The sequence below is a fragment of the Micrococcus sp. EWR3.9.1 genome (genome assembly GCF_052615555.1).
Map to the genome: position 1 here is coordinate 18,513 of NZ_JBQXFD010000007.1, position 12,144 is coordinate 30,656.

14 protein-coding genes are annotated in these 12,144 nt (G+C 74.0%); 6 read left to right on the forward strand and 8 right to left on the reverse strand.

Annotated elements, in window-relative coordinates; all coding sequences use genetic code 11:
- Window positions 1-169 precede the first annotated feature (169 nt).
- The 4 genes from ACUJ8O_RS06105 to ACUJ8O_RS06120 all read left to right on the forward strand — a co-directional run bounded on the left by ACUJ8O_RS06105 (window position 170) and on the right by ACUJ8O_RS06120 (window position 4,986).
- Window positions 170-1,141, forward strand: a complete 972-nt coding sequence (locus tag ACUJ8O_RS06105; protein ID WP_445373237.1) for a 1,4-dihydroxy-2-naphthoyl-CoA synthase — start codon at window positions 170-172, stop codon at window positions 1,139-1,141.
- 31 nt (window positions 1,142-1,172) lie between these two features.
- Window positions 1,173-2,738, forward strand: coding sequence for an aspartate:alanine exchanger family transporter (locus ACUJ8O_RS06110; RefSeq protein ID WP_049147935.1), 1,566 nt, complete (start codon window positions 1,173-1,175; stop codon window positions 2,736-2,738).
- Window positions 2,739-2,804: 66 nt separating this feature from the next.
- A complete protein-coding gene (locus tag ACUJ8O_RS06115) occupies window positions 2,805-3,986 on the forward strand; it encodes an AMP-binding protein (protein WP_445373238.1) in 1,182 nt (393 codons plus the stop codon).
- Between the two features lie 127 nt (window positions 3,987-4,113).
- Complete coding sequence (locus ACUJ8O_RS06120; protein WP_010080316.1) at window positions 4,114-4,986, forward strand: 1,4-dihydroxy-2-naphthoate polyprenyltransferase; 873 nt, start codon at window positions 4,114-4,116, stop codon at window positions 4,984-4,986.
- A gap of 51 nt (window positions 4,987-5,037) precedes the next feature.
- Here ACUJ8O_RS06120 and ACUJ8O_RS06125 read toward each other — a convergent pair whose 3' ends face one another.
- Window positions 5,038-5,313 carry a DUF4229 domain-containing protein gene (locus tag ACUJ8O_RS06125; protein ID WP_010080315.1) on the reverse strand — a complete coding sequence of 92 codons (276 nt, stop codon included), beginning with the start codon at window positions 5,311-5,313 and terminating at the stop codon, window positions 5,038-5,040.
- Window positions 5,314-5,378: 65 nt separating this feature from the next.
- Here ACUJ8O_RS06125 and ACUJ8O_RS06130 point away from each other — a divergent pair, with 65 nt between their 5' ends.
- Window positions 5,379-5,783 (forward strand): PLDc N-terminal domain-containing protein, encoded by a 405-nt coding sequence (locus ACUJ8O_RS06130; protein ID WP_036381004.1) that lies wholly within the window; start codon window positions 5,379-5,381, stop codon window positions 5,781-5,783.
- Window positions 5,784-5,797: 14 nt separating this feature from the next.
- Here ACUJ8O_RS06130 and ccsB read toward each other — a convergent pair whose 3' ends face one another.
- From ccsB to ACUJ8O_RS06155, 5 genes are all read right to left on the reverse strand, one after another.
- Window positions 5,798-6,898 carry a c-type cytochrome biogenesis protein CcsB gene (ccsB, locus tag ACUJ8O_RS06135; protein WP_445373239.1) on the reverse strand — a complete coding sequence of 367 codons (1,101 nt, stop codon included), beginning with the start codon at window positions 6,896-6,898 and terminating at the stop codon, window positions 5,798-5,800.
- 2 nt (window positions 6,899-6,900) lie between these two features.
- Window positions 6,901-8,598 carry a cytochrome c biogenesis protein ResB gene (gene resB, locus ACUJ8O_RS06140; RefSeq protein WP_041104033.1) on the reverse strand — a complete coding sequence of 566 codons (1,698 nt, stop codon included), beginning with the start codon at window positions 8,596-8,598 and terminating at the stop codon, window positions 6,901-6,903.
- Window positions 8,595-9,350 (reverse strand): cytochrome c biogenesis CcdA family protein, encoded by a 756-nt coding sequence (locus ACUJ8O_RS06145; RefSeq protein ID WP_445373240.1) that lies wholly within the window; start codon window positions 9,348-9,350, stop codon window positions 8,595-8,597. Before ACUJ8O_RS06145 ends, resB begins: the two co-directional genes overlap by 4 nt.
- Window positions 9,351-9,366: 16 nt before the next feature.
- Complete coding sequence (locus tag ACUJ8O_RS06150; RefSeq protein ID WP_036336892.1) at window positions 9,367-9,978, reverse strand: TlpA family protein disulfide reductase; 612 nt, start codon at window positions 9,976-9,978, stop codon at window positions 9,367-9,369.
- A 144-nt stretch (window positions 9,979-10,122) separates the two neighbouring features.
- Entirely contained in the window at window positions 10,123-10,797 is a 675-nt protein-coding gene (locus ACUJ8O_RS06155) for a histidine phosphatase family protein (RefSeq protein WP_036336891.1), read from the reverse strand.
- 125 nt (window positions 10,798-10,922) lie between these two features.
- On the opposite strand from ACUJ8O_RS06155, the gene ACUJ8O_RS06160 reads away from it, so the two are divergent.
- Window positions 10,923-11,663 (forward strand): hypothetical protein, encoded by a 741-nt coding sequence (locus ACUJ8O_RS06160; protein WP_063189782.1) that lies wholly within the window; start codon window positions 10,923-10,925, stop codon window positions 11,661-11,663.
- Window positions 11,664-11,669: 6 nt separating this feature from the next.
- On the opposite strand, the gene ACUJ8O_RS06165 is transcribed toward ACUJ8O_RS06160, so the two are convergent.
- Entirely contained in the window at window positions 11,670-11,939 is a 270-nt protein-coding gene (locus ACUJ8O_RS06165) for a glutaredoxin family protein (RefSeq protein ID WP_063189784.1), read from the reverse strand.
- 96 nt (window positions 11,940-12,035) lie between these two features.
- Entirely contained in the window at window positions 12,036-12,134 is a 99-nt protein-coding gene (locus tag ACUJ8O_RS06170; RefSeq protein WP_005504750.1) for a 30S ribosomal protein bS22, read from the reverse strand.
- Window positions 12,135-12,144 lie beyond the last annotated feature (10 nt).

The following is a 12,144-nucleotide window of genomic DNA, read 5'->3' on the forward strand; positions in this document are numbered from 1 at the left end:
GTGGCACCGATATGACCCTTCTCAGCGCTCTTCAGTCCCTGAGAAGGGCCGTTCCGGTGCCGAGGATGCTGCGCGGCTGAGCTCCCGTTCCTCGAACGAGAGCGCCGCTGGGGGCTCCCGTTTCCCGAACGAAGGCGCGGGGTGGCGGGCCGCCGGTACTGTTCTGGGCATGAGCGAGCAGCACCGCCTGGACCGCGACCGCCTGCCCGAGCAGGTCTCCGACATCTTCGACCCCACGCGCTGGCGCGTGGTCGAGGGCTTCGACTTCGAGGACCTGACCTACCACCGCCAGGTGGAGCGCGACGCCGACGGCCGCTGGGTGCGCGACCTGCCCACGGTGCGCATCGCCTTCGACCGCCCCGAGGTCCGCAACGCGTTCCGGCCCGGCACCGTGGACGAGCTCTACCGCGCCCTCGACCATGCGCGCATGACCCCGGACGTGGGCACGGTGCTGCTCACCGGCAACGGCCCCTCCCCCAAGGACGGCGGCCACGCGTTCTGCTCCGGCGGGGACCAGCGCATCCGCGGCCGCGACGGCTACCGCTACGCCGAGGGGGAGACGGCCGAGACCATCGACCCGGCCCGCGCCGGACGCCTCCACATCCTCGAGGTCCAGCGCCTGATGCGCACCTCCCCCAAGGCGATCATCGCCGTCGTGAACGGCTGGGCGGCCGGCGGCGGCCACTCGCTCCACGTGGTCGCGGACCTCACCCTCGCCTCCCGCGAGCACGGGAAGTTCAAGCAGACGGACGCCACCGTGGGCTCCTTCGACGCCGGCTACGGCTCGGCCCTGCTCGCCCGGCAGGTGGGCCAGAAGCGCGCCCGCGAGATCTTCTTCACCGCCCGCGAGTACTCGGCCGAGGAGATGGTGGCCATGGGCGCGGTGAACGAGGCCGTGGACCACGAGCGCCTCGAGGAGGTCGCCCTCGAGTACGCCGCGGACATCAACCGTCAGTCCCCGCAGGCCCTGCGCATGCTCAAGTTCGCGTTCAACCTTCCCGACGACGGCATGGCCGGCCAGCAGGTCTTCGCCGGCGAGGCCACGCGCATGGCCTACATGACGGACGAGGCCGTGGAGGGCCGGGACGCGTTCCTGCAGAAGCGCGACCCGGACTGGTCCGCCTTCCCGTACCACTTCTGACCGACCACCACGGCAGGACGGAGACCCGCCCATGCTCGCACTGCTCAACGACCAGCCCATCCTCGTCCTCATGGCCACGGTCGCCCTGGGCGCCGCCGTCGGCACCATCCCCCTGGGCAAGATCCGCCTCGGCGCCTCGGGAGCACTGTTCGTGGGCCTGCTCGTCGGGGCGGTGCTGCCCGACGTCGGCGACCGGCTGGCCCTGTTCCAGAGCTTCGGCCTGGCCCTGTTCGCCTACCTGATCGGGCTCGGCGCCGGCAAGGTGTTCTTCCGGGACCTGCGCCGCAACCTGCCCCTGATGCTGGCCGCCGTCGTCGTGGTGATCCTCACCGCCTTCACGGTGCACCCGCTGGCCGCGCTGCTCAACCTGGACCTGCCGACGGCGATCGGCGTGTGGACGGGTTCGCTCACCGCGACGCCGGCGATGGCGCTGGCGAACCAGCTCACCGGCGGGCAGGCCCCGGCCGTGGGCTACGGGCTGTCCTACCTGGTGGGCGTGGTCGGCACCATCATCGCGATCACCCTGCTCGCCGCCCGCCCGTGGAGCAGTTCCCCACGCGATCCGGCGCCGGTGACCGACGGCAAGCTGCGCTTCACCGCTGCGGTCGCCACCTCCGCGCTCGCCGTGCGGGAGATCCCCGGGATCTCCGAGGGGCTGGTGCGCGTGGTGGCGCTGCGCCACGGCGGCGTGGCCCGGATCGCCGGCTCCGCCGACCGGATCGAACCCGGGGACGAGGTCGTCCTGGACGGCACGGAGAAGAACATCGACGCGGCCGTGGAGGCCTTCGGCCGCCGCACCGGCGCCGACCCGGCGCGGGTGATGAACCCGCTGCAGACCTCCATGGTCATCGTCACCGCCCGCGCCCTGGCCGATCGCCGCCTGGGCACGCTGTCCCTGCGCGAGCGCTTCGGCACCGACGTCGCCCGGCTGCGGCGCGACGACGTCGAGTCGCTGGCCACCCCGCAGACCGAGCTCAAGGTCGGCGACCGGGTGCTCATCGTGACCACCGCGCCGCGGATGGAGGCGGTGCGCGACTTCTTCGGCAACTCGACCCGGGGGCTCTCGAACCTGGACTGGATCTCCCTGGGCACGGGCATGGCGCTGGGCTACCTGCTGGGCATGGTGACGATCCCGCTTCCGGGCGGGGCCTCCTTCTCCCTCGGCCCGGCGGCCGGGTGCATCCTCGTCGGCCTCGCCCTCGGTGCGATCGGCCGAACGGGACCCACGGTGTGGGAGCCGTCCACGGAGATCGCGCTGACGCTGCGGCAGTTCGGCCTCATGCTCTTCCTGGGCGTGGTGGGCCTGGCCGCCGGCCCGGCGTTCATCGAGACGGTGTTCACCCGGGTCGGCGGGCTGGCCATCCTGATGTCCGCCGTGCTCACCGCGCTGACCGCGGCCCTGCTCATCGCCGCGGCACGGCTGCTGGGGCAGTCCGTGGATCGCACCTACGGGGCGCTGGCGGGCATCACGGGCCAGCCGGCGATCCTGGACTACGCGCTCTCCCGGTCCACCGACGCCCGCGTGACCGAGGGGTACGCCCAGCTGTTCGCGCTGATCATGGTGGTCAAGATCGCCACCGTGCCGTTCATGCTCTGACCGGCCGGGCGGATCCGGTCCGCCGGGCGGGTCCGTCCGACCGTCGGGCCTCCTACACTCGGGGCCATGCCCGCCACCGCCGATGCCCTCGCCCGCGCCACGGACGCCCTCGCGGCGGCCTTCGACGGCGGCGCCCCCGTCGAGCTGACCGCCGACGGCGCCGCGCTCCTCCGGCCCGAGGCCCGCGACCCGCGCCGCTGCGGGGACCCGGACGCCGTTGCCGTGGTGCGCACCTCCGGGTCCACGGGCACGCCGAAGCAGATCGTCCTGACCGGCGCGGCCCTGCGCGCCTCGGCCGCGGCCACGGCCCGGCGGCTCGGCGGCGAGGGGGCGTGGCTACTGGCCCTCGGCGTGCACTACGTGGCCGGGCTCGCCGTGCTCTCCCGCTCGATCGCGGCCGGGACCGCACCCGTGGCCCTGCCCCCGGGCCCGTTCACGCCCGCGGCGTTCGCCACCGGGGCGGCCGCCCTGCCCGACGACGCCGGCCCCCGGCTCGTCTCGCTCGTCCCCACCCAGCTCGCGCGCCTCCTCGCGGCCGACGCCGACCCGGCCGGGCGGGCGGCCCTGCGCTCCTTCGACCGCGTGCTCGTGGGCGGCGCCCGGCTCGATCCCGCGCTGCGGGCCGCGGCCGAGGCGGCGGGGGTGCGCCTCACCGCCACCTACGGCATGGCCGAGACGTGCGGCGGCTGCGTCTACGACGGCGTGCCGCTGCCCGGCGTCACCGCCGCGGTGGCCCCGGACGACCCCGACGCCCCGCCGCGCGTGCGCCTGGCCGGGCCCATGGTGGCGGCCGGCTACCTCGACGACCCCGCCCGCACCGCCGCCCACTTCGTCGCTGCCGCGGACGGCGCCCGCGCCTTCCTGACCGAGGACACGGGCGTGCTCTCCCCCACCGACGACGGCGGCGTGCGGCTGGCCGTGACCGGTCGCCTGGACGACGTCGTCATCACGGGCGGGGTGAAGGTGTCCGCGGCGGCGGTGACCGCGGTGCTCGAGGCGCACCCGGGCGTCGCGGCGGCCCACGTGGCCGGCGTGCCGGATCCCGAGTGGGGCGCCCGGCTGTGCGCCGCCGTCGTGCCCGCCCACCCGGCCGCGGCCCCCGACGAGGCCGTCCTGCGCGCCCACGTGCGCGAGGCGCTGGGTGCGGCCGCGGTGCCCAAGACGTGGCTCGTCCTCGACGCCCTGCCCCTGCTCTCCACCGGCAAGACCGACCGGCAGGCCCTGGCCGCCCGGTTCACCGCCGGCTGAGCGCCGCCCCGCCCGCGTGGGAGAATGACCCGGGCCCGGCCGACGTCGGGCCCCGGCCGCGCGCCGCCGTCGACCCGGCCCGCCGCGCGCCGCTGCCCACCCCGCTCCCCAGGAGGAACCCCCGCCCATGGCCGCCACGCTCTCCCAGTGGGTCGCCGCCGCGCGCCTGCGCACGCTGCCCATGGCGATCGCCCCCGTGATCGTCGGTTCGGCCGCCGCCGCGGAGCTCGGCTCCTTCCACCTCGGCGCGGCGCTGCTGGCCCTCGTGGTGTCGCTCGCGCTGCAGATCGGCGTGAACTACGCCAACGACTACTCGGACGGCATCCGCGGCACCGACGACGAGCGCGTGGGCCCCTTCCGGCTCACCGTCTCCGGGCTCGTGCCCGCGGCCCAGGTGAAGCAGGCGGCCTTCGCGTCCTTCGGCCTCGCCGGACTGGCCGGCCTGGGACTCATCTTGCTCTCGGGGCACTGGTGGTTCCTGCTGGTCGGCGTCGCCTGCGTGCTGGCCGCGTGGTTCTACACCGGCGGGAAGCGGCCGTACGGGTACCTCGGCCTCGGCGAGGTGTTCGTGTTCGTGTTCTTCGGGCTGGTGGCCGTCCTCGGCACCACGTACACCCAGGCCGACGCCGTCAGCGGCCTGGCCTGGGCCGGCGCGATCGGCTGTGGGCTGATCTCCACGGCCCTGCTCATGGCCAACAACATCCGGGACATCCCCACGGACCGCGAGGTCGGGAAGATGACGCTGGCCGCCCGCCTGGGCGACGGACCCGCGCGGGCGTCCTACGGCGTCATGCTGGCCGTCGCCCTGCTGCTGCCGCTGTTCTGGGTGGCGGTGCACCCGGGGCTGCTGCTCGTGCCGATCGGCGGCCTGCTCGCGATCCGGCCGATCCGCACGGTGCTGCGCGCCGACGACCGCCGGGCGCTGATCCCGGTGCTGCGCGCGACCGGCGTGATCGGGATCGTCTACGCGATCACGTTCACCCTCGGCGCGCTGCTCTGAGCCGCACGGGATGACGACGGCGGCGGCATCCGCCCCGTCGCCCCGCGGGGCTCACTCGCGGAACCGGCCCTCGGTGTAGGCGTCCTCGGCGTCCGCGTCGGCGGTCTCGGTGCGGCCCCGGCGGCCCGGGCGGCCCTCCCACGCGGCGGACAGGTCCTCGGTGGCCCCCGTGCGCAGGCGGCCGAGGAAGAGGTAGCTGACCGCGAACGTCAGGATCGTGGCCGCGATCACCCCGAAGATCATCCCGAGGTCCATCACGTAGTAGAACAGCGCCCACAGGGCGACGAAGACGACCACGCGGACCAGACCGTAGAAGAAGATGCGCACCGGTCCATCCTACGAGGACGGACGCCCCGCCCGCCGACCCCCCAGCCCGCGCCTAGACTGGAAGGATGGGCCGTTTCATCATCCCCGCCGCGATCATCCTCGCCGGACTGACCCTCTACGCGCTGTTCGAGGCGCTGCTGACCCCCGCCCGCGAGGTGCGCAGCCTGCCGAAGACGGCGTGGGTGGCGGTCATCGTGCTCGTGCCGCTCGTGGGGCCGCTGCTGTGGCTGCTGCTCGGGCGCGCCCGCCCGGCCGGCGCGGGCGGACGGGCCGCACCCCGGCCCTCCGGAGCCCCGGACGACGACGAGGCGTTCCTGCGCAGCCTGCGCGTGCAGCGCCGCCAGGACGCCCGTGAGCAGGACCTGGACCGCCGCGAGGCCGAGCTGCGCGCCCGCGAGGAGGAGCTGCGCCGTCGTCGGGAGCAGGGCGACGACGACGCCGACCCGGACGGCGACGGGCCGCGCGCCTGAGGGGCCCGCCGGACTCAGCCGGGCAGGCCCGCGTACGAGTGCAGGCCCGGGAAGTACGTGTTGACGATCGTGTAGTTGAACACGATGCACAGGAAGCCCACGATGCTCAGCCAGGCCGCGCGGGCGCCGGTCCAGCCGCGGGTGGCGCGGGCGTGCAGGTACGCCGCATAGACCACCCAGATCACGAAGGACCAGACCTCCTTGGTGTCCCAGTTCCAGTACCGGCCCCACGCGGCCTCGGCCCAGATGGCGCCGGCGATCACGGTGAACGTCCACATCACGAAGGCGATCGCGTTGAGACGGTAGGACCAGTTCTCGAGCCCCTGCGCGGCCGGCACGAGGCGCAGGAACGCCCACGAGCGCTCGCCCGCCGCGGCGCGCTTCTCCGCGCGGTCCTGCAGCAGCTGTAGCACGGACATCGCGGCGGTCAGCGCGAACAGCGAGCTGGCGAGCACGGCGATGGACACGTGGATGACGAGCCACGGGGACTGCAGCGGCGGCTGGAGGTGGCCCACCGGCGTCGGGAAGCCCATGGTGGCCGCGCACATCATGGCCACCACGAGACCGGTGACGAACGTGCCCACGAAGCGCAGATCCTTGCGGAAGAGGAACAGCAGGTAGACGGTCGTGATCACGAGCGCGCCGGTGGTCATGAACTCGTACAGGTTGCCCCACGGCACGCGGGAGGCGGCGAGGCCGCGGGCGACGACGGCGAACGCGTGCAGCGCCCAGCCCACGGCCAGCACGGCCACCGCCACGTTGGCGATCGGGCGGCGGCCGCCTCCCGTGTAGTCCATGTCCTCGTCCACGAGGTCGGCGTCCGCGTCGACGCCGCGCTCGGCGGCGGCGACCGGCCGGGCCGTGTCGGAGTCGCTCGCACCGACCGCCGTGGACCCGCCGACGGCGGCCCCCACGGTCTCGCGGGCGGGAGCGGTGCGCACCTGCCCGCGCTGCGCCGCGAGGTCGGCCTCGAGGCGGCGGATGGTGGCCGAGGCGGTGGCCATGTCGATGGTGAACAGGATGAACGCCGCCGCGTACACGAGCGCGGCGATGAGCATGAAGAGGTCGCTGTACAGCGCCAGCTGCTCGTTCACGGGGGCCGTGGGGTTGAACACTGTCAGTCTCCTGATCGGGCGTCGGCGGGGCCGGCGGGGGTCTCGGGGGCGGTGGGGGTGGACTGGGGGGCGGCACCGGCCGCGGCGTCGTCGGCCGTCTCGGTGGCGGCGACGATGGGCCACCACTTCTCCATGGCGGCGCGCAGGGCCACGTGCTCCTCGTGGAGACCGAACTCCTCGCCGCGGGCGAGCAGCGCGTACTCCACGCGGGTGCGGCCGTCGTCGTCGGTGCGGGCACGCACCCACACGCGGCGGCGGCGGACGAACAGACTGATCGCCAGGCCGAGCAGGGCGGTGCCGGCGAACACGCCGACGCCCCACTTGCCCGGGTCGTAGTGGATGTCCAGGCCGACGTAGCGGCGGACGCCGTCGAAGCTGATGGAGCCCTTGCCCTCGGGCAGCTCGTACGTCTGGCCCGGGCTGAGCACGATGCCGCCGTTCTCGTTGGTGCGGCTGTTGAGCTCGGTGAGGGATGCGGTGTCCAGCACGTACACGTTCTGCGGGCGGCCGGTGTCCAGGCCGAGGTCCCCGTAGTATGAGTTCAGCTGCAGCTCCGGGTTGAGCAGCTCGGGGTCCGCGGAGAACGCGGCGCCTTCCTCGTCCTCCACCGCCGAGGGCAGGAAGAAGCCGACGAAGCCCAGCTGGTCCGGCCGCGCGTCGGGGACCTTGATGGTGGCCTGCGAGCCGTAGTTCTGGTCGAACACGCGGGTGACCACGGGGCCCTGGAAGGCCACGTCCCCGGCGCCGTCGCGGATGGTCACCACGGGCGCGTAGCCGTTGCCCACGAGGTAGACGCGCACGCCGTCGATGTCCAGCGGCTGGTTGACCTTGAGGATCTGGCGCTGGAGCTCGCCGCCGGAGCCCTCGCGGACGTCCATGACGGCGGTGTAGTCCAGCGGCTGGCCGTAGTGGGTCTCGGACTCGCGGTCGAACACGGCGTCGAAGGAGTCGAGGGTGAGGGAGAACGGCTGGAGGTCGTCCGCGCTGAAGTAGGTGCCGGGGGTGAAGGAGTCGTAGGCCACGAGGTTGTTGGCGAAGCCCTCGCCCTCCACGATGATCTTCTGCCCGCCGTACTTGGTCATGCCGCCGTAGGCCATGAACACGAGCACGCCGATCAGCGAGACGTGGAACAGGATGTTGCCGATCTCGCGCAGGTATCCGCGCTCGGCGCCCACGGACGCGCCGCCGGCCTCGGGGCGGTGCTCCACGCGGTAGCGGCGCTTGCGCAGCCACGCCTGGGCTCTGGCCACGGCCTCCTCGGGGCTCGGGCCGCCCTCCTCGAGGACGACGACGCCGGAGGCCGGCAGGCGCGTCAGGTTGCGGGGGGTGCGGGCCGGGGGCTGGCGCAGGGCCTTGGCGTGCTGGATGGCGCGCGGCCACACGCAGCCCACGAGGGAGACGAACAGCAGCAGGTAGATGGCCGAGAACCAGACGGAGTTGTAGACGTCGAAGAACTGCAGGGCGTCCAGGACGGGGCCCCAGAAGGGGTGGTCCGCGATCCACTGGTCCACGATCTCGGGGCCGGCGCGGCGCTGGGGCACGAGGGAGCCGGGCACGGCGGCGACGGCGAGCAGGAGCAGCAGCATGAGCGCGGTGCTCATGCTGGTCAGCTGGGTCCAGATCCAGCGCAGGGTCCCGGTGAGGCCCAGCTGAGGGAGGGCGACGTCCTCCGAGCGGGCGCGGTCGGCCTTCGAGCTCACAGGGGCATCCTCCATTCGTTGGCGAACCAGAACTGCAGCTGCGTGGTCCAGTGCGTCCACACGCCGGTGACCATGAGCAGGCCGAGCAGCACCAGCAGGGCGCCGCCGAGCCGCATGATCAGCACGCGGTGCCGCGTGAAGAACCCGACCGCCCGCATGCCGCGCTCCATGCCGACGGCGATGAGCACGAACGGCACGCCGAGGCCCAGGCAGTACAGGAACGCCAGGAGCGCCCCGCGCCCGAGCGAGCCGGAGCCCGCAGTGGACATGGCGAGCACGGCCGCCATGGTCGGGCCGATGCACGGGGCCCACCCGAGGCCGAAGGTCATGCCGAGCAGCGGCGCCCCGGCCAGGCCGGCGGCGGGCTTGAGGTGGAGGCGGCGCTCCTGCTGGAGACGTCCGCCACCGCCCATGAACACCAGACCCATGAGCGCCACGAGCACGCCGAGCACGCGGGTGACCCACTGGCCGTCGCGCTGCAGCCACACCATGGCCTGGGTGAACACCACGGTGATGCCCACGAACACCACGGCGAACCCGAGCACGAACAGCACGGAGCCGAGCACGAGGCGCCCGCGGCGGCGGCTGGTGAGCACGTCCCCGCCGAGGCCGGTGACGTACCCGAGGTAGCCGGGCACGAGCGGCAGCACGCACGGGGAGAGGAAGGAGATCAGGCCGGCCAGCACGGCGATCGGCGCGGCCAGCAGCAGGGAGCCGTCGAGGGCGATCTCGGCGAAGGGGTTGCTCTGCATGGACACGGCGGCCGGGTCAGGCCGCGGCCTCGTCCACCACGGTGGTGAGCAGGGCGCGCAGGGTGGACTCCTCCACGGCGCCGAGCACGCGGGCGGCCACGCGGCCCTCGACGTCCAGGACGAGGGTGGAGGGCACGGCCTGCGGGGGCACGTAGTCGGTCATGTTCAGGAGCACCTCCCCGCGGGCGTCCTCGATGGACGGGTAGGGGATCTCGAAGGTGCGCTCGAAGGCCTGCGCGGTGGTGACGGTGTCCCGGACGTTCACACCGAGGAACCGCACCCCCTGCGGGGCGAACTGCTCGTGCAGGGAGACGAGGTGGGGGGCCTCGACGCGGCACGGCGCGCAGGCGGCGTACCAGAAGTTCAGCAGGGCGGGGGTGCCGCGCAGGCTCGCGCCGGTCACGGGGGTGCCGTCGAAGAGCTCGGCGGCGAACTCCACGGGGGCGCCGCGCTCGGCGGGGGCGATCTCCAGGACGGAGCCGTCGCCGGCGATGTAGTTCTTGCCGTCCGCGTTGCCGGCCTGCCGCGTCAGCGAGTCGTCCCCCGAGCACGCCGCGAGGACGGGCGCGAGGCCGAGCAGCGAGAGGCCGGTCAGCACGGTGCGACGGGACGGACGGGGGGTCTGCATGGCGGGCTGCCCTCCAGGGGACGCGCGGGGCTGGATTCCGGGTACCTGGGGAGTCTACTGTCCGCCCCGCATTCTGACTGAACCCTGGACGTCACACCCCCACCCCGTGGGAGGCTGCGGCCGGCGTCGTCGACGCCGGCCGTCTCAGGCGCCCGGCAGGGAGGAGGCGTCCTTGAGCAGGGCCTGGTTCGGCTCGTGGTACTCGACGCGCGGCACCCCGCGCCCCTCCTCGTACACGAGCGAGGTCACGGAGGTCAGCGAGCACTCGCGGCGGCGCGGGTCGTGCCACAGCGGACGGCCCTCGACGGCCAGGCGCGTCACCCAGATCGGCAGCTGGTGCGAGACGAGCACGGACTCGGCGCCGGGCCCGTCGGCGGCCACGGCCTCGCCGCGGAGCCGGTCGACGACGGCCAGCATCCGGGCGGCCTGCGCGCGGTACGGCTCGCCCCAGGACGGGCGCAGGGGATTGCGCAGCCGGGGCCACAGCCGCGGGTTCCGCTTCAGCGACGCCGCCACCTGGGACATGCCCTCGAAGGCGTTCTCCGCCTCGATCAGGTCGGGCTCGGTGACCAGCGGCAGGTCGAACGCGGCCGCGAGGGGCGCGGCGGTCTGCTGCGCGCGGGTCAGCGGGGAGGCGGCGACGACGGCGGGCGCCCGGCCGGTCTGCGCGGCGCGCTCCGCGAACCACGCGGCCACGCCCCGGGCCATCTCGTGGCCGAGCTCCGAGAGCCCGAACTCCGGCAGGCGGCCGTAGAGGACACGGTCGGGGTTGTGGACTTCTCCGTGGCGGACCAGGTGGACGGTGGCGAGCGTCTGCATGGGGCCAGTCTGGCAGAGGCGGGCCGGTGGCTCCGGCGGTAGCGTGGGGCACAGCTCGGCGCGACCGCGCCGCCACCCCCGTCCGCACCGAGACGCCGCGAGCGTCGGCGTCGCTAGGAGGCCCCATGTCCGGCACCTCGCCCACCGATCCCCACGGCAGCCAGAACCCGTACGGCACCGACCCCTACGGCGCCGCCCCGCAGGGGCCGACCCCGGGCTCCCCTGACCCGGCGGGCGCGAGCCCGTACGGCCAGAACCCCTACGGCGCACCGCCGGCGGCTCCGTACGGCGCCCCGGGCCAGGCGGGGATGCCCCAGGCCCCCTCCCCCCACGGCCCCGCCGGCTGGCAGTCTCCCGGCCCGGTCGAGCTGCCCCCGCGGCCGCGCTCCCTGACGGCCGCGTTCTGGCTGATCGTCTCGGGCGGCCTCCTGCTGCTGGCGACGACCCTGCTGGCGGCCTTCGCCATCACCCAGCCGGAGGGCCAGGTCGCGATCCAGCAGGAGCTGGACCGGTCCGTCGAACAGATGAATCTGCCCGCCGACCAGGCGGAGCAGATGCGCACCATGATGGACGGGATGCTCCCGGCCCTCGCCACGACGGCGGCCGTGTTCGGCGTGCTCGCGTTCCTCGTCTACCTGTGGGTGGCGTTCGCGATCCGCGGCGGCTCGCGCGCCGCGCGCATCGTCGGAACGGTGCTGGCGTCCCTGTCCGTGCTGGTGCTGGTCTCCAACGCCGTGATGGGGGCGTTCAGCCCGCTGGACCTCGTGTGGGTGGGCCTCGGCGTCGCCGGCATCGTGCTCGCCTACCGCCCGGACGCCACGGAGTACATGCGGCTGAAGACCTGGCAGCGCTTCGCGCGCCGCTGAGCCCGCTCAGGCCCGCGGGGCGTCCAGGAGCCGGCCCAGGCGGGCCGGGTCCACGCGCCAGAAGTCGCGCTGGACGCCGTCCACGAAGAGCACGGGCACCTCGTCCACGAAGCGCTCGAGCAGGTCCGGGTGCGCGGCCCCGTCCACGGCCTCCCAGGCCTCGCCCCGCGCGTCGCACACCTGCACCACCGTGGCCTCGGCCTCGGCGCACAGGTGACAGCCGGGCTTCACGAGCAGCTGGACGCGGGCGGTGGCGGCGGGCAGGTCGGCGGTCATGGCCCCCACTCTACGGATCGCCGTCCACGACGAAGCCGCCGTCCCCCCGGAAGGGGACGGCGGCTTCGTCTCGTCAGCGCCCGGAGGGCGCGGGCGTCACTTCTTGTTGCGACGCTGGTGACGGGTCTTGCGAAGCAGCTTGCGGTGCTTCTTCTTCGACATGCGCTTGCGGCGCTTCTTGATCACAGATCCCATGGGGACTCCT